This window comes from Paenibacillus sacheonensis (genome assembly GCF_009909195.1).
Taxonomy (GTDB): Bacteria; Bacillota; Bacilli; order Paenibacillales; family Paenibacillaceae; genus Paenibacillus_Z; species Paenibacillus_Z sacheonensis.
Genome location: NZ_JAAAMU010000022.1, coordinates 14,172 through 35,954, shown reverse-complemented (window position 1 = coordinate 35,954; position 21,783 = coordinate 14,172). Strand labels below are relative to the sequence as shown.

Here is a 21,783-nt window from a genome sequence, read left to right as displayed (position 1 = left end):
AGGAGGAGCAGCGATATGCAGCTCAAAGGCTTCCGTATTTCCACCCTGGCTCTCCATCTTGTGCTGATTCTCGGGGCTTGCGTAATGGCACTCCCTTTCGTCTGGATGGTGCTTAGCGCGCTGAAGGATTTATCGCAGGTATTCATCGTGCCGCCGAAGTGGATTCCAAGCCCCTTCGTCTGGTCCAACTTCAAGGACTCTCTGACGGCGCTGCCGTTTGGCCGGGCGTACTTCAACAGCTTCTATATTAATGTGATCGTCGTTCTGTCGCAGCTGCTAACCTGTTCCATGGCCGCTTATGCGTTCGCAAAGATCCGTTTTCCCATGCGAGAGCCGCTGTTTCTGATGTTTCTGGCCACCATGATGGTTCCCGGACAGGTTACGATTATTCCGCTGTATCTCATTATGAAGAACATCGGCTGGCTGGATTCCCATCTGTCGATCATCGTTCCCTCTGCTTTGCTGAATGCCTTCGGGGTGTTTCTGCTCCGCCAGTTCTTCAAAGGCATTCCCAAGGAGATGGAAGAGGCGGCAATCGTGGACGGGGCCAACCGCTGGACGATTTACTTGCGGATTATGCTGCCTCTGATCAAGCCGGCATTATCGGCGCTGGGGATATTCACCTTCCTCGGCATGTGGAACAACTTCTTTAATCCGTTGATTTTCCTCAACAGCCCGGATAAGTTCACCGTTCCGATGATGCTCAACCTGTACCGGGGCATGTACGCGACGGATTGGACCCTGATGATGGCGGGCGCGTCGATCGCGCTTATTCCGGTGCTCCTCGTCTATATCGTCGGGCAGCGGTATATCATCGAGGGCGTAACGCTTTCGGGCATCAAAGGCTGAAGTTTGAAATCGCATTCGGAAGCAAGGGGGCCTCTCGGGGCTCCTTTCCCGGTTGCAGAGCGAGAATGACGAATATAGGAGGCAATGCTGCTATTATGGAGAAACCGTTGTTAGTTATTGTCAATGGACTGCCTGGCTCAGGAAAGACAACGTTAGCAAAGCGACTTTCGAATGACCTTCGATTACCCGTATTCTCCCGAGACGGACTATATGAGACCCTGTACGATGCCTTAGCATGTCAAGAGAATGGGTGTCCGCCGTTGATAGCACCTGCAACGTTTACCCTCTTATACTCAGTCGCAAGTTCATTGCTATCAGCCGGAAAGTCTGTCATAATCGAAGGTTTTTTTGGTCGACCGGAACTAAGAAGCGCAGAGTTTCTTAGTTTGAAAGAGGCTTACGATTTTGAGCCATTTCAAATCATGTGCAACGTGGATGGACAAGTGCTCTTGGAGCGTTTTCTTGCTCGTATAGGGACAAGAGAACGACACATCGGTCATCGTGATCTGGAATGGATTCAACAAGACGAAAACAAAGAACGACTCTTACACGGAAATCTTACGCCGCTCGCCATTGGCGGTACAGTCTTGAGCATCGACGCCACCACGCCCCACAGTTTGAATTACGTTGACTTACGCCAGCGAATTCTTTTGACACAAGAAAACTATAGTTGAATGAATATTCAACGACAGCCGGTCATTCGATCGGCTGCCGTTGTTCATTGAATTAACGGGCAGCAGTTTACGCTCGTACCAAACATGAACCCCAGCCTTGTCCTAAATATCACTAAAAAAGTGCGGTGTGAACAGAACCACCGGCACTCTGTTTTTAATGCTCAGAAAAGGGTAGGAATCGGAGGACATGATGAGGCATCAATGAATCGCGGATCGATACCATAGAAGTACCAATATGATCCGCTCCATCTAAACCCTGCAACACCGTCCATGTCGACAGATGTCGGATAAAACCAGAAGTTTTCGCCAGACCTAAGCCAAACATAGGTGTACTGGTACAAACAGTCGACGATATAAGAAACTAGAGGTTTCGGCGGGATGAATGTTGGTGGAGGAGACTGCGGCGGTTGCCTCATGGATCCTTTATTTCCCGAATAGGCCATCTCATCGCTCCTGGCAAAAGATAGTTATGATTTTACATGCAAGTGTACCTCATACTATGTAGGCGACTAACCGCTTGACTGTACGCATGCCTGCTCATTGCCGTTTTATATGGTCGGCCGGAGGGAATTGCCAGAAGCTAAATGACGCGCTTTATTAAACTAACAGGAGACGTTAGTTGAACGGACTATCGAGCAGTTTGCCGCCGGCAGCTGCTCTTTTTCATTATGCTAACAGGAAGCTTAGTTTGGACAATGGTTTAACGTCACATGATAACTACGATAAATAAAGACGGATTCATGACTTCCTTAGTAACCTAAAGGTAAGTAACTGACAAACATTTCACTTCTTAAGGAATTCTCCCGTTTCTTGTATACTAAATGAATAGAATTGCGAAAGGAGCGATGCCCCTGATTGAATGCGATGACAAAGTCCGGGGTGCATAGAACTTAAAGCGCTTTCTCGAGCGTGACGAACAGTCGATGTGAAGCATGCAATTGATGAACATTCAACCAGGTGGCGAGCTGCAGGCCGTATTTTAGAAGAAGACCGATCTCCGGGAGCTGAGGAAAATGGATGCGATAGACGGTCAAGGCTTCGATGGACCAATCAAGTGGGACGTATTGACGATCGGCTACTTAAGCCGAAACAAATTCTGGGGCGAATCGTCCGATAAGGGATACCGTTCCCCCCGCTGTACCTGCACTTTGATCAGAACGAACGGAAGAACCATCATCGTGGATCCGAGCTGCCCGCCTGAAGAAATGCTCCAGGTCTTGGACCAGCGTACAGGCTTGAAGGCGGAGCAAATCACGGATGTGTTTCTTACGCATTTTCATGGCGATCACCGCTACGGCATCGAAGCTTTTCCGCATGCAAAGTGGTTCATGCCCGAGCGTGAAATCGAACATTGCCGCGGGCAAGTTCCGGCGGAAAGTCCCGAGTCCCTCTTATTGACGAAATTGATTCCGGTGGATCGAAGCTTGATGCCCGGAATTGAAATTTTGCCTACGCCCGGACATTCCAAGGGACATGGCTCGCTTGTCTTTGCGTGCGAGGGGTTGACGGTGGTCGTGGCCGGAGATGCGGCAATGACCAAGGACTTTTATCTGGCGCGCGATTATTACTTTAATACGACCGATCCGGAAGCGGCAGTAAAGTCCATTGACGGCATCGCGCGGATTGCGGATATCATAGTTCCCGGCCATGACAATTATTTTATGAATAAGCGATCATAACATAATGGAGGCGAACGGAAAGATGGAGCAGCAGACGGATACGAAGGTCGAACAGAAGACAATTCGGACAGGACTCATCGACTGCGACGTGCACCCTTACCCCAGAAGCACGGAGGAAATCCGCTCCTACATGAAGAAGCCTTGGCGGGACCGCTATAACGGTGGCGGACGCGGCTTTTTCGGAAATCCCGTGCAGGGAGACCGCGTGGACGCAAGACCGCCGCAGGGAGGTTCATCGGGCTCCGACCCGGACTTCCTCCGGAAACAGCTCATTGACGAATACGGCCATGCGTATGCGATACTCATGCCGCGCGCTTTCTGCAATCTGCACCCCGATCCCGATTTCGGCACGGCAATCGCAGCTGCCTATAACGACTGGCTTGCGGACACGTGGTTGAGCAAATACAATCATGATGGCGTATTCAAAGGTTCGATCACCGTAAACACGCAGGATCCGCTGGCTGCCGCGCGCGAAATCGAGCGTTGGGCGGGACATCCGCATTTCGTGCAGGTGATGACTGATTCCGGCGCCCGATCCCCGTTCGGGCAGCGGGAGTACTATCCGATCTATGAGGCTTGCGAGAAATTCGGGCTGCCCTTCGCCATTCATCCCGGTACCGATGGAATGGGAATCAACACGCAGCCGTCTCCGGGGTACCCGACCCATTACATTGAATGGCATACTTGTTTGTCGCTTGGTTTTCAGTCTCATCTGGTGAGTTTTATGACGGAAGGCGTATTCGAGCGGTTTCCGGGCTTCAAGATCGTCCTTGTCGAAGGCGGCGTCTCTTGGCTAGCTCCCTTAATGTGGCGGCTTGATGCGGAATACAAGGCGCTTCGCTCCGAGGTCCCCTGGTTGAAACGCCGGCCGACCGAATATTTGCGCGATCATGTGCGGATTACGTCGCAGCCCCTGGAAAGACCGGACAAGGACGACCACCTGCTGCAAATCTTCGACATGATGGACGCCGAGCATTTACTTATGTTTTCCAGCGATTATCCGCACTGGGATTTCGACTCCCCGACCCGCGCATTTCCTAAGCTGCCGGAAGCACTGCGCCGTCGTATTTTTTTTGAAAATGCGCTTGAATTCTATAAGCTCTAGATCAAGGAGGCGCTTGACATGGGAAAGCATGTTATCGGAGCAGTCGCCGAATTTCCGGCGGGAACAAGAAGAACGATGGTCGTAGAAGGGCGCCCGATCGGCGTATTTAATGTGAACAATACGTATTACGCACTCAAGAACAGCTGCCCGCATCAAGGTGCGCCGCTTTGCGTCGGTACCGTAACCGGCATGACGCTGCCATCGCGGCCCGGCGAATACGTCTACGGCCGGGAGGGCGAGATCCTGATCTGCCCGTGGCACGGTTGGGAGTTTGATATTACGAATGGCAAGTCGATCTTCGACCCGCACAAATGTCTGGTCAAAACCTACGATGTGACGGTTGAAGCTGAGGAAGCCGGCGAAACCGGGGAATTGGAAACGTATCCCGTCACGGTAGAATCCGGTAAAATCGTCGTGCACATGTAGGGGAGGGCAGGCTTGTGAAATATTCGGTCTTGGGGAAAACAGGGCTTAACGTGAGCCGGATTGCAGTCGGCGGTTATGTATTTGCAGGGGTTAACAAGGCTAGAGGGTGGGACCCCTACGGCATGGAGGGAAGGCAGACGGCGATAAGCACGATCCATGCCGCATTGGATGCGGGCATCAATTATGTCGATACGGCCCCGAGCTATGGGAACGGCCACAGCGAGTCGATCATCGGCGAAGTCATGCGAACCCGGCGGGATGAATGCTTCCTGGCAACGAAGGTGACGGCGCACGGTCAAGACAAGGCGGCTGTCATCCGGAGTGTCGAGGAGAGCCTGAAGCGATTGCAATGCGACCATGTCGATGTCATTCAATTTCATGGCGGCACGTATTCCGGTACGGATACGAAGCATATTTTGAACGAAGGCCCGCTAGACGCGCTGCTGACCCTTAGGGAACAAGGAAAGGTACGCTGGCTTGGCCTCACGACGGAGGACGCTTATTCGGCGCTGGATTTGATGGATACGGGGATGTTCAGCCTCGTTCAGGTCAACTACAGCCTCATATATCAGTCCGCTTCGCTGCATCTGTTAGACCAAGCCAAGGATAAGGGTATCGGGGTTGCAGTCATGAGGCCCATGACATCCGGTATCCTGCAAAGGCTGCTCGGACAGCTGGAACCGAGATGGATCGAAGCGGCGGATCCGTATGAAGTATGCCTGAAATTCGTCCTGTCCGATTCAAGGGTGGGCGTCATCAATGTCGGCATGCGCTGGCCGCATGAGGTTCAGCAGAACGTGGAGCTGGTCAACCGGTATGAGCCGTCCTTCGATATCGCCGAGCTCCCGAGATTAACGGCGAAAATTTATCAAACCGACGATGCATTTAACGGATTGTGAATGAATGATGGCAGGCTGAAACAGCATCATTGGATAAGATAGCAAGAATCCCGTCATTCGCTGACGGGGTTCTTTGCATTGATATCCGGACAACATGCTGCGTTAAATCAATGCGTTGTTGACTTCTGTCGGTCATAAAAAGCCGCGAAAATCGTGTTATTTATGGGATCAAGTTCCTGTCAAAACCAAATGACAAAAACTTGATTCCATTTCCAAAAATGGAGGTCAAACGTTAAGGAAGATGGAAGGAATTGAAGCTATTCTTCGGGAGATAAGAGATAAAAAATAAGCTGCCGGGGACTGGAAAAATCGACCATCCTTCCAAAAGTCAGAACAAATCGAATCGAATCGCGTCTATAGAGTATCTCGCTTGGAAAGGGTGTCCAATAGATGCAACAAAGTACAATCAAATGCGCAGCCTTAGCGTTGCTGATGCTGACGACGACGACGACGGTCCAAGCCCATCGCGCCCATGCGGAAGCGGCACAGCCGCCATCCTTGCTGCTGGATGGCCGTTCGCTGGCGTTTGCCGCGCCGCCCGTGATCGAGCACGGAGTCAGCTTCGTGCCCGTGCGCCCGATTTTCGAGGCGGAAGGGGCAAAGGTAAACTGGGACGAGCAGGCGCAAACGATTACCGCGACAAAAGACAATACGCTGATTACTTACCGGTTGGGTGACAAGCTGGCCTACAAGAACGGGGAAGAGCTGGCGCTTGCTAATCCCGGGAAATTAATCAATGGCTTCTCCATGGTACCGCTGCGGTTCGTCAGCGAATTGCTGGGTAACGTCGTTCAATGGCACGCATACGACCGGTCCATCAGCATATCGTCCATACATACGCTCGAAACCGAAATTACATACGGCGTTAACCTGAGAACCGAACCGGGTTCGGAAACGGATGCCTCCGTCGTCCGGATGCTCGCGAAAGGACAGCGGATCCACGTCATCCGCGCCCTCAACGCGAAGTGGCTCGAGGTGCAGACGGAGGACGGGAAGATCGGGTTCATGTCGGCCAAGCTCAAGTATTCGAATTATGCGAGTCCGGAATTGAGGATGCAGCAGGCGGACGAGCTTATCGAGTATGGGGCGTCCTTCATCGGGACGCATTATCATTTCGGCGCGGCTACCGATCAAACCGATGCCTTCGATTGCTCTTCGTTCGTGAAACGCGTGTTCGGGGAAGTGCTCGGAATCGATCTCCCGCGCATCTCGTACGAGCAGGCAAAGGAGGGCCAAGAAGTCAAGCTCGCAGAACTGCGGAAGGGCGACCTGCTCTTTTTCAGCGCGAGGGGTCTCGATATCGGCCACGTCGGAATCTATGCCGGGGACGGCAAAATTCTGCATACCTATTCGGACAAGCTGGGGGTCCATATCGAGGATTTCGACGGGCAGTGGAAGGACCGGTTCGTGACGGCCCGAAGGGTGTTCTAAACGTATTCTAATCCTTTATATTAGCCCATGTAATTAAGCGGTTCGAAGGCTGGCGCATGCGCCAGCCTTGTTTGCCGTATGTTTCATGCTTACGTTCTATCAGGAGAAAAGGGAGGTAACCGCAGCTGCTCCGCAGAGATAAACTATTAAAACCGAGGGACGGGTAGGATTCATCAATGAAGAAACCGAATAAAGGACGGTATTATTTAGACTCTCAAAAGGATGTTTGTCAATGGACGCTAAAGCGAATGTTAAAAAGCAATCATTATTTAATAGATTGAAGACTATGGCGAAGAAACTAAAATCAAACTTGATGGTCATGTATTTTGCATATCGTGACCCGCGAATACCTTTGTTCACGAAAATAGCTGCCATTTGTGTAGTTGCATATGCGTTTAGTCCCGTGGATTTGATCCCGGACTTTATACCGATTCTTGGATACCTAGATGATTTAATTATTGTGCCATTAGGTGTTTACATAGCACTTCGACTTTTCCCTAAAGAAGTGCTTGAAGAATTCCGAGCAAAGGCAGAGGAGCAAATAAAATTTGGAAAGCCTAAGAATTGGATCGCAGGCACTTTCATCATTGTTATTTGGTTTGCATTAGCAATTTGGTGTGCCTGGTACTTCTACGGACTGGTCAAATAACTATTGAACCCTAACGGAGGACGCTAGCTGAAAAGGCAAAAAGAAACGGTAGCCGCTATTGGCTGCGCCATCGCAAATAAAACGCTTTTAATCGCTATTGACCCGCTCCCCCTGATTACTCGCTATCTCTTCAATTGACTCGTATTTCCCCAAGCGCCAGATTCGCCAACCGTACTCGGGACATTCGCCGTTCATTTATTCGCCCCATCCAGCATATATCGTTAATGGAAGCGCATACCATAGGGTGCGGACGCTTCGGCTTTGGATCTCGAAAGGGGGAGGGATGCGGCAGTTCGGACGATCAGCGCGGAACGATGCCGCGCAAAATATAAAGCGCTTACAACTGGAGGGGTATGCACATGAATAAAGGATTGAAACGGGTACTGCGCTTTTTTCGTTATCGTGCTCGCCGTCTGCCTGTCGTCAAGTAACGCGGACAGGGCCTGGGGAGGCGCCGAGAATTATATTACGCGATCTGGCGATAAACTCATGGACGGCGGCGCCGAGTATCGTTTCATCGGCACGAACGCTCCGTTCCTGGAACGGGCATGGGCCGATCCGGCCGAAATCGAGGATGAGATTCGGGCAGCGAGCCGTTCGGGCATCGACGTCATCCGTCTGTATCCATTCGAGGTGAGAATGGCCGGCGACCCACCGGGAGCCTTCCGCCACGTCATGGGACCCGGCTTGTACGACGAGAGCGCCTTTAAGCTGTTCGACAAAATGCTTCAGCTGGCGAACGCGTACGGCGTCCGGCTGATCGTACCTTTTGTGGACAGCTACAACTATGTCGGCGGCACGCCGGATTGGGCGGCTTTCCGCGGCAAAAGCGCCGATGATTTCTGGACCGATCCGGTCATCCGGCAGGACTTCAAGGATTTCATCCGGTTCGTCCTGAACCGAGTCAACACGTATACGCAGGTGCCGTACAAGAACGATAAAGCCATTCTGGCTTGGCAGCTTGGCAACGAACTGCGGTCCACCGACGCCTGGACGAGCGAAATGGCCGCTTATGTCAAAAGCCTGGATGCCAATCACCTCGTCGGCGACGGCGGATATGTACGCGCTCAAGGAATCAGGGCCAATGCGCTGAACGACCCTAATATTGATTTTATTGATCCGCATATCTATCTATACCACAATTATTCGGATCCCATCGCCAAGCTGAACGAATGGCGAACGACGACCCAGGGCAAGAAGCCGCTCTTCATCGGGGAATTCGGCGATTTCACGCCGGAGGTCAACGAGCGGCTGCTGCAAACCGTACAAAGCAACGGCACGGCCGGCGCGATGGTCTGGGGCAGCATGTCCCACCATAAAATGGGCGGATGGCATTGGCCGCCGGTCGGCGACTGGTCGTACTTGCGCTATCCCGGCTTCCCGAGCGGCAACTGGGCGAACGAAACGGCGATCTTCAATCAGCTCCGTCAGTATGCGTATGCCATCAAAGGCATACCGGTCCCGGCATGGACTGTGCCGACTGCGCCGATTCTGTTCCCGGCCGATTCCGTGCACGCGCTCTCCTGGTTAGGCGCCTCGACCTCGGCGGCGTATGACCTCGAACGCGCGGCTTCGCCGTCCGGCCCGTGGAGCGTCGTTACCGCCGACGTGACGGACGACGTAACGGCGCCGGACGACTACAATGCTTCCGTGCCGATCGCGGACGATGCGTCCGCGCTTCCGGGAACCAGCTACTACTACCGGGTGAAGGCGAAGAGCCCCGATGGCGGCTATTCGCCGTATTCCAACGTGATCGGGCCGATAAAGCCGCAGGAAGCGATCGTCGCCGATAACGGCGGCAGCGGTTATGCGGAGACGGGAACATGGGGGGACAGCACGCTGTCCGGCAGCTACGGCGGCGGCTCCCGTTACAGCAACTCGGCGGGAAGCACGGCGACATGGACGCTAGAGGTTGGCGAACCCGGCTATTACAACGTTTATGTGCGTTATCCGTATCATCAAACGTCATCGCAGAGCGTCGCGTACGCGGTGCGGCACAACGGCGTGACCGACACGATCCCCGCCGTCAACCAAACCACGATCACGGGGCAGTGGCGCTTGATCGACACCCCATATTTCGCGGCGGGGGCCGACCAATACGTGAAGCTGACGGCAGGCACCGTCGCGGGTTCCGGCAACGTGACGCGGGCCGATGCGGTCATGCTCGAACCGGTCGCGTACGGCGATCGCTTCCAAGGGACCGGCACGGACGGCTGGACCGCCTCCGGCGGCGCCTGGTCCCCAGCGGTCGACGTCGCCAAAACGCTTCTCTCGCAGACGCTCAAGCAGTCCGCGCGCGGAATCGCGGAAACGAGAGCAGGGGACGCCTACGCCGACGTCGCCGTGACGGCCTCCGTCAAGGCGTACGACCGCACAGACGCGGACTCCTCGTCGGGACTGATCGCGCGGGCGAGCGCCGATTTCTCCAGCTACTACACCCTGCGCATCAATTACGGGCAAAACAAAGTCCAGCTGTACAAGAAAATAAACGGCAGCTGGACGAAGCTCGGCGAGGCTGGGCTGATAGCCAGCCCGGGAGCCTGGTACCAGCTGCGCCTCGAGCTGCGCGGCGGCTCGATCAGCGGATACGTCAACGGCATCCGGAAGCTCGCCGTTACCGATGCCGGCTTGACATCCGGTTACGCGGGCCTTCGCACATTCGAGCAAACGGCCGTGTTCGACAACTTCGTCGTGACCGTGCTGGATTGATCTCCGGTGCCTCGAGGCCATGCGGACTTCGCGCCCTTGGCCTTCCCGCGCCGGCGCCGAACGCGTAAGCAACCAAAGCCACCAACTTTTATGGATGAAGTTCTTGTCGACATTCATTGACAAGAACTTGATCCCATTACCGAAATTGAGAAGAACTTGTTCGTTTCGTGAGGAATCTTTTACTGGTCAAGGGATATATGTTCGATGATATATCGAAGATGAACAGATGAAGATAAATGTACAGCCGAGGGAGGATTTTTCAGAAGCAGCTCATCGATGAGGTTCATTGGTGCATTTACACTTTAACACCCATAAGCAGTTTTAGAAGTTAATTAAACAACCTTAGTCCGGTGGAGTACCAAACTAAGGCTGCTTTGAGCTCTTATTTCATTGTTGTCTACTTGACGGGGGCGTCACCGGCCTCCCGCCTGGGAAGGACCCAGTTGGGGCGCGGGAAGTGGCAGGTGTAGCCGCTCGGATAGTGTTCCAGATAGTCCTGGTGCTCCGGCTCTGCTTCCCAGAAGTCGCCGACAGGCGTCACTTCGGTGACGACCTTGCCCGGCCACAGATCCGACGCGTTCACGTCGGCGATCGTCTCCTCCGCCACCTTTCTCTGCTCGTCGCTCGTATAGTAGATCGCCGAACGGTAGCTTGTGCCGATATCGTTGCCCTGACGGTTCCGCGTCGTAGGATCGTGGATTTGAAAGAAATACTCCAGGATGCGCCGGTAGCTCGTCTCCGCTGTATCGAAGACGATTTCGATCCCCTCCGCATGAGTGCCATGGTTGCGATAGGTCGCGTTCGGAATGTCGCCGCCAGTATAGCCGACGCGAGTCGAGACGACGCCGGGAAGCTTGCGGATCAAGTCCTGCATTCCCCAGAAGCATCCCCCAGCGAGTACAGCGCGTTGATGCATGTTAAACCTCCTCAATCTGATCGAGATAACTGCCGTAGCCGCACAAAGGAGGACTAGAACCAAGCTGCATATCGGTCATCCTCGAACTCCATGTCTAGGAGTCTCATATCCGCATTGGAATGGCAATGTCTCTCTTTTGTTGACATGTATATTATGTCATTGTTCAGTATTTCTACTCACATTAGAATGCACTTGATGGTCAACACGGTATCTCGTGCGTATGGTTCTTACATACAAAAAATAAGAAAATCTCATTCTGGCTGCTAAATCCGGTCCAAAAACCATAAGCACCATAAGAGTGGAGGCAAAAACCATAAAAACGGTATTGCCTACACCCCGCATGGACCTTAAGAGCGCTTCTTCAGGGTTTTTCATAAAAGCAATCACAACCAATAAGACGCTCTCGGCGTTCATAGTGCAGTAGATTATTGCCTGGTTAGAGGGCACAGTTCTAATCAACTCTAGCACGGATATGGAAATATAAGCGAAACAGACATAGTGCAGAGAATGGAGCGCTTATACCGTTTTTTGCGTGACTCCGATGCGGCGAAACTGTTCCTCATACGTTTGTACAAAGTAATAATTCCCCTCCGGCCGTCTGAAAGCGGCTTTTAATATTACTATCGACCGCAAGTTTATCGATTTGCCAATCGCCATAAGGCATATAACTTGTTTATAATGAACGAAAGAAACGAATGCAGGGACTGGCCGCTCAGAGGAAGCTGACAACGAGGCGATGGTGGAATGACGTTGGAAAAACGGCGTGCAAAGGTAAAAAGTTCATAACTTGGCGGAGGAACACAGGCATGACCAATATTTTGCGTTTTTTAGGGAAATACCGAATTGCAGCCGGCATGGCTGTCGTTATGGTGCTGGTCGAGCTGGCGGTGGAGCTGATTCAGCCTTATCTGATTTCGGTCATTATTGATGAAGGTATTTCGCAAAAGGATACGTCGGTGGTGCTGCTGTGGGGCGGAATATTGGTAGGGGGCTCGGTTGCCGCATTCATCGCCGGTATTCTGAGCTCTTTTTTTGCCTCGCATGCCAGTCAGGGGTTTGCGTTCGATGTACGGGAGGCCCTTTACACCAAGGTGCAGGGATTCGCTTATCCGGTTTTCAATCGCTTTGCCACCTCATCCCTCATCACTCGGTTAACAAATGATGTTACGCAGCTTCAGGATACGGTATTCATGGGATTACGGTTTATGCTGCGCATGCCGCTTGTTGTCATCGGGAGCATCATTATGGCGCTTGTCGTACATGTGCAGCTGGGATTCCTGCTTACCCTGACCGTTCCCGCACTGCTCGTATTCGTCATTTGGATCATGAAGAGAGCTTCCGTTTTATTCAAAAGGGTTCAAATGAAACTGGATACGCTGAACCGCGTGATGCAGGAGAATCTGAGCGGCATGCGGCTGATTCGTGTGTTTGTCCGGCGTAAGGAAGAAGCGGGCCGTTTTGCACGGCTGAGCCAGGAACTCATGGGGAGCACGGTTTCCGCTTTACGTCTGACGGAGATTACGATGCCTTTTATTCTGCTGATCATGAACGCAGGAATTATTGCCGTGCTGTGGTTTGGGCATAAGCAAATAAGCATGGGGAAAGCGACTGCGGGCGAGGTGGTGGCGATCGTGAATTATTCGCTCCGCACGGCGGGTGCCCTGTCGGCCTTCTCCATGATCGTGGCGGCCTTCTCCAGAGCCCGTGCGTCTGCCCAGCGGGTTGATGAAGCACTCAGCACGGACAGCGAAGCGCCGGTCAGGCCGGGCCGGAATACCGAAGGGCAGTGTGAAGGGGGCATAGAGTTCGAAAATGTTTCCTTCCAATACCCGCACTCAGAAACTCGCGTGCTGGTTGATATTTGCTTTAAGGTCCGTCCGGGGGATACCGTGGCGATCCTGGGGGCTACCGGCTCGGGGAAATCCTCGCTGATGCAGCTTGTTCTGCGCCTGTATGAGGAAACCGCCGGGATCATCCGCATCGACGGACGGAATGTCCGCGAGCTGGATATGGCATATTTGCACCGCTCCATCGGCTATGTGTCCCAGGAGGTACTGCTGTTCTCGGGCACTATACGCGATAATATCGCTTGGGGCCTGGAGGATGCCAGCATGGAGCAGGTGATGGAAGCGGCCAGGCTGGCGCAAATTCACGAGACGATCGAGAAGCTGCCGGATCAGTACGATACCCTCCTTGGACAGAAGGGCATCAATCTCTCCGGGGGGCAAAAGCAAAGGCTGTCCATCGCCCGCGCCTTGATCCGCAAGCCGGCTATTCTGTTGCTGGATGACAGCACCAGCGCTCTTGACGTCCAAACGGAAGCGGCATTGTTGCAGGCGCTCAAGGGTATGTCCTGCACGACGCTCTTGATTACGCAGAAGATCAGCTCCACGATTGGGGCGGATTTGATTCTGCTGCTGGACGAGGGCAGTCTCATTGCGCAGGGAAGCCACGGGCAGCTGTTGGCCAGCGACTACTTGTACCGGCGTATTTATGAATCCCAGTTCGGGAAGGAGGGGGTAGCGCATGTGGGAAGCTTTACGTGAACCCTTCCGGTATCCCGGGCCGCGCGTGAAAGATGCCGATCCCGACGCTTCTCCAGCGGACAGGCGGGCCAAAGCCAAGGCTAAGGACTGGCAGGGAACGCTCAGACGGATATGGCATTATCTGTCCCGCCGGAGAGGCAGGCTGTCGCTGGTCATGCTGCTGGTTATTGTAAGCTGCGGGCTCACGCTGCTCGGTCCGTATCTGATCGGAATGGCGATTGACGATTATCTGGAGGGACCGGGCGGCAGGCCATGGCTGCTGTTTCTGCTCGGATTGACCTGTGTCTACGTGCTTCAGTCCATTGTGGGCTGGCTGCAAAATATCTGGATGATCCAGATCGCCCAGGAAACCGTGCTGAGGATGCGCACCGATCTCTTCGCGCAGCTGCACCGCCTTCCGATCCCGTTCTTCGGGAGAAACCGGCAGGGCGATCTCATGAGCCGCATGACCAACGATATCGACAGCGTGAGCTCTACGCTCAACAGCTCGGCGATCCAGCTGTTGTCCAGCGTGCTGATGCTGGCGGGCACGGTCGTTGTCATGCTGCTGCTCAGTCCGCTGCTTACGCTGCTCACCTTTGTGGTGGTTCCGCTGATGGCGCTCGGCATGCGGTGGATTACGCGGCGGACAGGCGCGCTTTTCAGGGAGCGGCAGCGGAATTTGGGAGAATTGAATGGATTTGTGGAAGAAACGCTGTCCGGTCAGCGGATTATCAAAGCGTTCTCCCAGGAAGAGCGGGTTATCCAAGCGTTCCATGAACGCAATGTGCGCATCAAGCATTCGGGATTCTGGGCGCAGACAATATCGGGCTTCATTCCAAAGCTGATGAACGGTCTCAACAATCTGAGCTTTGCGATTATTGCCTGTGTCGGCGGCATTTTGGCCATCCGGGGGGCGATAACCGTTGGGGTTATTATCGTTTTTGTCGAGTATGCCCGGCAGTTTACAAGGCCTCTTAATGATTTGGCGAACCAATGGAATACGCTCTTGTCCGCTATTGCCGGGGCAGAGCGGGTGTTCGAAGTATTGGATGAACAGGAAGAAGACGCGGATGAGCGTGCAGCGCTTACGCTTGATGCTGTACAAGGTGCGGTCGTCTTCCATAAGGTGTCCTTCGCTTACGAGGAGGGAAGAAATACGCTTAAGGAGATCAGCTTTAAGGCGAAGCCTGGCGAAACGATAGCGATCATCGGTCCTACCGGGGCCGGCAAGACGTCGCTTATTCAACTGCTCTCCCGTTTCTATGATACGAGTGAGGGGACGATCACGCTGGACGGGCGGGATATCCGGACGATTCGGCGGGAAAGCCTCCGCTCCCATATGGCATTCGTGCTGCAGGATTCCTTTCTGTTTGAAGGAACGATCCGCGACAATATACGGTATGGCAAGCTCGATGCCACCGATAGCCAGGTGGAAGAAGCCGCTAAACTCGCCAATGCCCATTCATTCATTATGCGGCTGTCCGGCGGATATGACCGGGTGCTGATTGCCGATGGCAGCGGCATCAGTCAGGGACAGCGGCAGCTAATTGCCATCGCGCGCGCCATTCTGAAGGATCCGGCCATTCTCGTGCTGGACGAGGCGACGAGCAGCATCGACACCGTTTCCGAGATCAAAATCCAGGAGGGCTTGAAGCGGTTGATGGAGGGGCGAACGAGCTTCGTCATTGCCCACAGGCTGAACACGATCCGCGAGGCTGACCGCATTCTGGTGCTTAAGGAAGGATGTCTGGTGGAGCAGGGGCCTCATGAAGAGCTGTTAGGCAAACAGGGGCTATATAGTGATCTGTATCATGGTCAGTCCGAGCATCGGTCAGCGGTAAAACAATAAGCAAGCGACTGTATATCAGACAATAGACCAGGAAAAAACCTTTGGACATTAGTAGTACCGCAATCGATGCGACGAGTGCTCCTTTTTTCATTAGGCTATCTTAAATCCTAATGTTGATTTATAAAAGAAAACCACCTTGATGAAAAGGTGGTTTTGGGGAATCAACCGCGGATCTCATTAAAACTCAGTACTCCGAGGAATCATGATCAAGCCAGTGAAGGTATTCCCCGTATCCTTCCTTCTTCATGTCCTCCTTCGGAATAAAGCGGAGCGCTGCCGAGTTAATGCAATAACGCAACCCGCCTTTATCCTGCGGTCCGTCGGCAAAGACATGGCCCAAATGGGAATCCCCTTCCTGGCTCCTCACCTCGGTACGAATCATGCCATGGCGTTGATCCATCTTTTCCGTCAGGCGAGATTCTCCGATCGGTTTGGTAAAGCTGGGCCATCCACAGCCCGAATCGAATTTATCCAGCGAACTGAAGAGGGGCTCTCCTGAAACAACGTCCACATAGATCCCTACTTGATTATGATCCCAATATTCGTTATGAAATGCCGGCTCCGTGCCGTTATTTTGGGTCACTTCATGCTGTATCGGCGTCAACTTCTGCTTTATTTGCGCCAGGTCCTTCCCGGACTTCCAATGTTGTTCTTCATCATGTTTATCGTTAATGCCGTTCATTTCAACACCTCTTTCTTCAATATTCAAGATGACGAAGGTTTAAGAAAAACCATGCTTCATTGCAATGAAGAACAGCTTATTGGCCAAATTAACTTTACTGCTCTACTTGGGTATCTATGTATGTAGAATCCCCAATACCCGTGATTTTATCAACTCCCTCGCGTTAATGGGCAGTTTAGAGTAACTGTTTCCCTACCTGGGAAAGCTCGTGTTCCGGAGGTATATCGTTGTCTAATAAGGGGCAGTCTGACACGGAGGACAAGCTGCCGCTACCTTATCTACGGGATTAACGAGACGCTCATGGAACGTTTCTGACGTTATTACGGGCAGTAACGCAAGCTGCATTCGTGAATTAAAGCATTACGGAGGAGGCCATCTTTGTGACCCGCGATAGTAGAAATGTGGAAACCGAAACGGACGGAGACCCGAATACCTCGTATGAGGATTTGGAGGCGCATGAAGAAACGAGCTTCTTCTTAAATGAGAAGCAGTCGGACGTATCCGACACATTGACCGGAGAGCCTGCCGACATGCAGCGACCGAAGAAGGAATAGCAGGTATGGCCGGTAGATCGAACGATTCCGTCTCGTAATGGGACGGAACTTTTTGCGTTCAATCGAATCTTCCGCCATGCTGTCGTCGACAAGAACATCTATGCAAGTAAGTATAATACTCTTATTGTCATATGCCGTACGCCGAGCGGTTTGCTGACGGCAGCTGCTCCTTTTTGTTCTGGCTTAGGGTTTATGTTTTCATTTAGGGAGGCGGTAATATGCGCCGTTTTTTTTTGCAAAGCCATTATTCAGAACTTAGATTTCCATTTCGGCACACCGCACGAATTCAATCTATTCAGCTACTTTATTATTTCAAGCCAGAATGGAAGCGTTGACAACTTGCACCGATAGGCGTCACACTTGCTGGTAGATGCAATTCTACACGAAACGGGGATGACGATGGGGCTTATATTGGCAAGTAAGGTTCTGCGGGGCATCGTCCGTCCGTTCCAGCTAAGCCTGCGGTACAAGCTCATGCTGCTCATGGTGCTGATCGCCGTGCTGCCGCTGTCGCTGGTCACGCTGTTCGCGACGAAGACGACGAAGCAATCGCTCGCGTCCGAGGTGATCCGCTCGAACGAATCCCGGATGGAATGGGCGGCCAAATATTTCGACGAAAAATTCGATCAGCTGCAGGCCGTGTCCTACTCGCTTCTCCTTGACGGCACGCTGTTTCCGAACGCGAACGGCGGCGCGGTCCAAAGCGAGGGCACGGCCGCATTCGTCAATACGTACACGATCGACAAGCTGAAGTCGCTCTATAGCGCCAACAATAAAAATATCGCGCAGATCGCACTGTATTTGAAATCGCAGAACCGGCTGTACGTCGTCGACAAGGATGCGGGCATCACGACGGAGCACCTGGATACCCCGCATGCCGACTGGGGCGCCATCGGGCGGACGCACGAGAGCTTGAACCTGCTGCTCAACAACGGGAAGAACACGTTCTCCATCGTCCGCAGCATGAACCGGTTCGCGGACCGGGAGGTGCTCGGCGGCGTCACGCTCGAGGTCCGGTGGAAAATGATGAACAGCGTGCTCGATATGGTCCGCTCGGAATCCAACAGCGAAGTATTCGTGGCGGATGCGGACGGCAACGTCATGTACAATCCGTATTCCCCGACCATCGCCACCGACCGGGAGATGCTGAAGTCGGCGCTAGCCGGCCCATCCGGCCCTGGCTACACGGAATCGAAGCGGGGCTTCTTGTTCTACCAGCCGAGCGTTTCGGGCCAGGTCTCGATCGTGAAGTTCATTCCGATCCAGTACGTCACCGAAGGCGCGTCCTCGACGCTGAATTTCAGCCTGTTCACCGCGGTCGCATTCGCGTTCGTGGCCATCGCGGCGTCGGTGCTTATCGCCTTCGTCACGACGAGGCCGATCGTCCGGCTGACGAAGTCGATGAAGGCGGTCGAGATCCAGAACTTCGACGTGGACATCCGCGAGCCTCGCAGCGACGAGATCGGGACGCTGGAGCGGCGGTTCAATTCCATGCTTGGCCGGATCAAGGAGCTGATCCAGACGGAGTACAAGGCGAAGATCGAGAAGCGCACGGCGCAGGTGAAAGCGATGCAGGCGCAGATCAATCCGCACTTCCTGCATAACGCCCTGCAGGCGATCGGTGGCATCGCGCTGTCCCGCAACGTGCCCGAGATCAACGACCACGTCCGGGCGATCAGCGATTTGTTCCGCTACGCGATCCGGATGAAGTCGGATCTGGTGACGGTGGCCGACGAACTGGAGCATGTCCGAAACTATCTTCAAATTCAGAAGCTGCGGTTCCAGAACATGATCGAGGTGCGGATCGAAGCGGACGAGGATTGCCTCGCCTGCCGGATCCCGAAGTTCTCGCTGCAGCCGATCGTGGAGAACTGCTTCTTCCACGGTCTCGAAGGCAAGATGGACGCGTGGCGGATCGCCATCCGGGTCGAGAAGGTGCTCGACGAGATCGAGATTGATATCGCGGACAACGGAGCGGGCATCGGAGAAGCGCGCCTGGCCGAGGTTCGCCGGCGGCTGAGCCAAGAGACGGAAGCGCAGGAGAACGGGGAAGGCATGGGCATGAGCAACGTCAACGCGAGAATCAAGCTGTTATTCGGCGAGGAGTACGGGCTGTTCGTCTCGAGCGGGGTGAACGAGGGAACGACGGTCAAACTGTTGATTCCCGCCCAAGAGAAGGGGGAAACGGAATGAAGGCGGTCATCATCGACGATGAATTTTGGACGCGCGACAGCATCAAGCGGCTCGCGGACTGGGAGCGCTTCGGGATCGTGCAGGTCGAGGAAGCGGAGGAAGGTCTGAGCGGCCTGCGGATCATCGACGAGATCCGTCCGGATATCGTCATCACGGACATGCGCATGCGCGGCATGGACGGCGTGGAGCTGCTGCGCAAGCTGACGGAGGAGTATCCCTTCATTCGCAAGATCGTTATCAGCGGCTTCGATGATTTCGCGTATACGAAGCAGGCGATCCAGTCGCGGGTCGATGAATATATCCTGAAGCCCGTTCAGGCGGAGGAGCTGAACCGTGCGCTGGAGAAGGCCGCGTCGGAGCTTCGGACCGCGAGAGGGCTTCATGCCGCGCAGCCGATGGCCAAGGACGTCATGAGCGCCGTGACCGAATTCAAGGACCAGCTCTCCCGGCAGTTCCAGGAGCTGCAGGCCGAGGCCGTCCGCGAGTCGTTCGATGCGCTGGAGACGCTCCTGCGGTCGCAGGCGAACGCGGCCCCGGGGTTGAACCATCTGCTTTACAAGCATTTCATGCTGCTGTTGGACGAACTGATGGCGAAGGCCGGCATCGATTCTTCGTCGGCGCTGCCGGCGCAAGCCGGGGCGTTCTTCGTGACGGACTTCACCCCGCTGGAGCAGTGGATCGGGATGCTTCGCTCTTCGTACGTCAGCGTGCTGGAAGGCACGATCCAGCTGCGCCGAAGCAAGGGCCGGATAGACATCGAGCATATCCGGCAGTTCATCGACCGCGCGTACGCGGAACCGATCACGCTGGAGTCGATCGCGAGCCTTTACTTCGTCAGCAAGGAGCATCTGTCGCGGACGTTCAAGGGCGTCACGGGAACGACAGTCATGGATTACATTATCGCGAGACGGGTCGAGGAGGCGAACCGGCTGCTGCAGGCTTCCGCGTCGATCAAGAGCGCGGCGGAAGCGGTGGGCTATTCCGATTTGACGTATTTTCACCGCGTTTTCAAGAAAATCACGGGTATCACGCCCGCGCAGGCAAGGACGGAAGCGGCGGAGGAGCGCTAAGGAAGCGCCACCAAATATCAATATCGTCCATAACAACACGCAAATGCGGTCCAATGCCAAGCGCGTACCCTCCCCGTTATACTCATTACGTAAGCGTTACCATGACATAGGGGGGACTTGAAATGAAGAAATCAATTTCGATTTTGGCAGCGGTTACGGTGCTGGGACTGACAACCGCTTGTTCGTCCGGCGGAGGCAATGGGAACACTAACGCGAACGCGGGCGGTTCGGGAAGCAACGCGGCAGCGAACAACGCGCCCTCAAACAACGCGCCTGCGAACAACGCGGCGGACAACCAGCCGGCGGCGGCGCCGAAGAAAGTCGAGCTCAAGATCTTCCTGGGCGGCCTGGACCGCTTCCGCGAGCAGTTCGACGGCTACTTCGAGAAATTCGCCGAGAAAGAGAAAGCCGAGAAGAACATCGAAGTCACCTTCAACTCCGAATATCCGGGCGCGGACAACGCTCCGCAAATCTTGAAAACCCGTCTCGCCACCGGCGACGTTCCGGACGTATTCAGCCTGCATGCCGGCAACGACATGCCGACCTTCTACAAGGCCGGTTACCTGACCGACCTGTCCGAACAGCCGCTCGCGGGCAAGCTGATCGACGGCATCAAGGACCTCGTTTCCATGGACGGCAAAGTCGTCGCGGTGCCGATGGAAAGCCTCTCGTGGGGTTACCTGTACAACAAGAAGATCTTCAGCGATCTCGGCATCACGCCGCCTAACACGCTCACCGAGATGAAAGCGGTCGTGCAGAAGCTGAAAGACAACAAAGTCACGCCGTTCCTGCTGAGCTACAAGGAAAGCTGGATTCCGCAATTGTTCCTGCCGCTGACGGTCGGCGGGCTCGTGAACAGCAGCCATAAGGATTTCATGGACAAAATGAACAGCGACCAAGGCAGCTTCGCCGACATCAAGGAAATGTTCGACATCATCGACCTCGTCAACGCGAACGGCACGGACCGCGCGTTCGAGAAGGGCAACGACGACGGCGCGGCCGACTTCGCGAACGGCAAAGCGGCGATGTGGGTGCAGGGCACGTGGGACGCGGACAGCATCCTGAAAATGAACGACAAGATGGAATTCGGCGTCGCGCCGCTGCCGATCAACGACGACCCGGCTTCGCTGCGCATCAACGTATCGGTGTCCACAGCCCTGTCCGTACCGCCGAACAGCAAGAACAAGGACGTCGCGACCGATCTGCTCAACTTCATCTTGGATGACCAGTCGTCGAACGACCTGTACCAAAGCCTGAAATTCAACCCGGTTTCCAAAAACCACACCTTCAAACCGTATCCTTGGGTAGAAGACGCATCGGTATACGTGAACAACGGCCAGTCTTACAGGGACCCTGCGATTCCTTCCGCGGTGAAAGACGAGTCCGGCAAAGCGCTGCAATCCTACTTCGACAAGAAGCTGTCCAAAGACGACGTCATCAAGGCTTTGGACAAAGCGTGGAAGGAAGCCAACGCGGCCGCCAAATAACCCGAAATCGGATCACAACAAGCCTACCCGGTTTCCGCCGCCCCCGGGAGTGGGCGCGGAAACGGGGGAGGTCCCTAAGGAGT

General features: G+C 54.2%; 17 protein-coding genes. 15 read left to right on the top strand and 2 right to left on the bottom strand.

Translation table 11 applies throughout. The features are described from left to right. Nucleotides 1-15 precede the first annotated feature (15 nt). From GT003_RS27460 to GT003_RS27420, 9 genes are all read left to right on the top strand, one after another. The gene (locus tag GT003_RS27460; protein ID WP_161704036.1) at nucleotides 16-849 is read left to right on the top strand and encodes a carbohydrate ABC transporter permease; all 834 of its coding nucleotides are present in this window, start codon (nucleotides 16-18) and stop codon (nucleotides 847-849) included. A 95-nt stretch (nucleotides 850-944) separates the two neighbouring features. After that, entirely contained in the window at nucleotides 945-1,523 is a 579-nt protein-coding gene (locus GT003_RS27455; protein ID WP_161704035.1) for a P-loop nucleotide/nucleoside kinase family protein, read from the top strand. A gap of 1,013 nt (nucleotides 1,524-2,536) precedes the next feature. Beyond that, entirely contained in the window at nucleotides 2,537-3,202 is a 666-nt protein-coding gene (locus tag GT003_RS27450; RefSeq protein WP_161704033.1) for an MBL fold metallo-hydrolase, read from the top strand. A gap of 22 nt (nucleotides 3,203-3,224) precedes the next feature. Further along, complete coding sequence (locus tag GT003_RS27445; RefSeq protein WP_161704031.1) at nucleotides 3,225-4,307, top strand: amidohydrolase family protein; 1,083 nt, start codon at nucleotides 3,225-3,227, stop codon at nucleotides 4,305-4,307. An 18-nt stretch (nucleotides 4,308-4,325) separates the two neighbouring features. Next, nucleotides 4,326-4,733, top strand: a complete 408-nt coding sequence (locus GT003_RS27440) for a Rieske (2Fe-2S) protein (protein WP_161704029.1) — start codon at nucleotides 4,326-4,328, stop codon at nucleotides 4,731-4,733. A gap of 14 nt (nucleotides 4,734-4,747) precedes the next feature. Then, nucleotides 4,748-5,632: an aldo/keto reductase gene (locus tag GT003_RS27435; RefSeq protein WP_161704027.1), complete on the top strand. Its 885-nt coding sequence runs from the start codon at nucleotides 4,748-4,750 to the stop codon at nucleotides 5,630-5,632. 390 nt (nucleotides 5,633-6,022) lie between these two features. Continuing rightward, nucleotides 6,023-7,063 (top strand): stalk domain-containing protein, encoded by a 1,041-nt coding sequence (locus GT003_RS27430; RefSeq protein ID WP_161704025.1) that lies wholly within the window; start codon nucleotides 6,023-6,025, stop codon nucleotides 7,061-7,063. Nucleotides 7,064-7,295: 232 nt separating this feature from the next. Continuing rightward, nucleotides 7,296-7,712, top strand: a complete 417-nt coding sequence (locus GT003_RS27425) for a YkvA family protein (protein WP_161704023.1) — start codon at nucleotides 7,296-7,298, stop codon at nucleotides 7,710-7,712. A 489-nt stretch (nucleotides 7,713-8,201) separates the two neighbouring features. Beyond that, a complete protein-coding gene (locus tag GT003_RS27420) occupies nucleotides 8,202-10,421 on the top strand; it encodes a golvesin C-terminal-like domain-containing protein (RefSeq protein ID WP_161704021.1) in 2,220 nt (739 codons plus the stop codon). Nucleotides 10,422-10,818: 397 nt separating this feature from the next. On the opposite strand, the gene msrA is transcribed toward GT003_RS27420, so the two are convergent. Next, complete coding sequence (msrA, locus tag GT003_RS27415; RefSeq protein WP_161704019.1) at nucleotides 10,819-11,337, bottom strand: peptide-methionine (S)-S-oxide reductase MsrA; 519 nt, start codon at nucleotides 11,335-11,337, stop codon at nucleotides 10,819-10,821. A gap of 806 nt (nucleotides 11,338-12,143) precedes the next feature. Between msrA and GT003_RS27410 the strand changes: the two genes are divergently transcribed. After that, nucleotides 12,144-13,883 (top strand): ABC transporter ATP-binding protein, encoded by a 1,740-nt coding sequence (locus GT003_RS27410; RefSeq protein ID WP_161704017.1) that lies wholly within the window; start codon nucleotides 12,144-12,146, stop codon nucleotides 13,881-13,883. Further along, on the top strand, nucleotides 13,864-15,714 hold the full coding sequence (locus GT003_RS27405; RefSeq protein ID WP_161704015.1) for an ABC transporter ATP-binding protein: 1,851 nt from the start codon (nucleotides 13,864-13,866) through the stop codon (nucleotides 15,712-15,714). The genes GT003_RS27410 and GT003_RS27405 overlap by 20 nt, the downstream gene beginning before the upstream one ends. A gap of 184 nt (nucleotides 15,715-15,898) precedes the next feature. Here GT003_RS27405 and msrB read toward each other — a convergent pair whose 3' ends face one another. Next, nucleotides 15,899-16,396, bottom strand: a complete 498-nt coding sequence (msrB, locus tag GT003_RS27400; RefSeq protein ID WP_161704013.1) for a peptide-methionine (R)-S-oxide reductase MsrB — start codon at nucleotides 16,394-16,396, stop codon at nucleotides 15,899-15,901. 380 nt (nucleotides 16,397-16,776) lie between these two features. Between msrB and GT003_RS27395 the strand changes: the two genes are divergently transcribed. The 4 genes from GT003_RS27395 to GT003_RS27380 all read left to right on the top strand — a co-directional run bounded on the left by GT003_RS27395 (nucleotide 16,777) and on the right by GT003_RS27380 (nucleotide 21,700). Continuing rightward, nucleotides 16,777-16,950 carry a hypothetical protein gene (locus GT003_RS27395; protein WP_161704011.1) on the top strand — a complete coding sequence of 58 codons (174 nt, stop codon included), beginning with the start codon at nucleotides 16,777-16,779 and terminating at the stop codon, nucleotides 16,948-16,950. A 411-nt stretch (nucleotides 16,951-17,361) separates the two neighbouring features. Then, a complete protein-coding gene (locus tag GT003_RS27390; protein WP_161704009.1) occupies nucleotides 17,362-19,143 on the top strand; it encodes a sensor histidine kinase in 1,782 nt (593 codons plus the stop codon). Further along, a complete protein-coding gene (locus tag GT003_RS27385) occupies nucleotides 19,140-20,213 on the top strand; it encodes a response regulator (RefSeq protein WP_161704007.1) in 1,074 nt (357 codons plus the stop codon). Before GT003_RS27390 ends, GT003_RS27385 begins: the two co-directional genes overlap by 4 nt. A 122-nt stretch (nucleotides 20,214-20,335) precedes the next feature. After that, complete coding sequence (locus GT003_RS27380) at nucleotides 20,336-21,700, top strand: ABC transporter substrate-binding protein (RefSeq protein WP_161704005.1); 1,365 nt, start codon at nucleotides 20,336-20,338, stop codon at nucleotides 21,698-21,700. Nucleotides 21,701-21,783: the final 83 nt, after the last annotated feature.

What these genes read in the sequence shown, in the direction of transcription:
- msrA (WP_161704019.1), bottom strand. Translation starts at nt 11,337, where the DNA reads ATGCATCAACGCGCTGTACTCGCTGGGGGATGCTTCTGGGGAATGCAG.
- GT003_RS27440 (WP_161704029.1), top strand. Translation starts at nt 4,326, where the DNA reads ATGGGAAAGCATGTTATCGGAGCAGTCGCCGAATTTCCGGCGGGAACA.
- GT003_RS27420 (WP_161704021.1), top strand. Translation starts at nt 8,202, where the DNA reads ATGGACGGCGGCGCCGAGTATCGTTTCATCGGCACGAACGCTCCGTTC.
- GT003_RS27425 (WP_161704023.1), top strand. Translation starts at nt 7,296, where the DNA reads ATGGACGCTAAAGCGAATGTTAAAAAGCAATCATTATTTAATAGATTG.
- GT003_RS27385 (WP_161704007.1), top strand. Translation starts at nt 19,140, where the DNA reads ATGAAGGCGGTCATCATCGACGATGAATTTTGGACGCGCGACAGCATC.
- GT003_RS27380 (WP_161704005.1), top strand. Translation starts at nt 20,336, where the DNA reads ATGAAGAAATCAATTTCGATTTTGGCAGCGGTTACGGTGCTGGGACTG.
- GT003_RS27430 (WP_161704025.1), top strand. Translation starts at nt 6,023, where the DNA reads ATGCAACAAAGTACAATCAAATGCGCAGCCTTAGCGTTGCTGATGCTG.
- GT003_RS27450 (WP_161704033.1), top strand. Translation starts at nt 2,537, where the DNA reads ATGGATGCGATAGACGGTCAAGGCTTCGATGGACCAATCAAGTGGGAC.
- GT003_RS27410 (WP_161704017.1), top strand. Translation starts at nt 12,144, where the DNA reads ATGACCAATATTTTGCGTTTTTTAGGGAAATACCGAATTGCAGCCGGC.
- msrB (WP_161704013.1), bottom strand. Translation starts at nt 16,396, where the DNA reads ATGAACGGCATTAACGATAAACATGATGAAGAACAACATTGGAAGTCC.
- GT003_RS27455 (WP_161704035.1), top strand. Translation starts at nt 945, where the DNA reads ATGGAGAAACCGTTGTTAGTTATTGTCAATGGACTGCCTGGCTCAGGA.
- GT003_RS27405 (WP_161704015.1), top strand. Translation starts at nt 13,864, where the DNA reads ATGTGGGAAGCTTTACGTGAACCCTTCCGGTATCCCGGGCCGCGCGTG.
- GT003_RS27460 (WP_161704036.1), top strand. Translation starts at nt 16, where the DNA reads ATGCAGCTCAAAGGCTTCCGTATTTCCACCCTGGCTCTCCATCTTGTG.
- GT003_RS27445 (WP_161704031.1), top strand. Translation starts at nt 3,225, where the DNA reads ATGGAGCAGCAGACGGATACGAAGGTCGAACAGAAGACAATTCGGACA.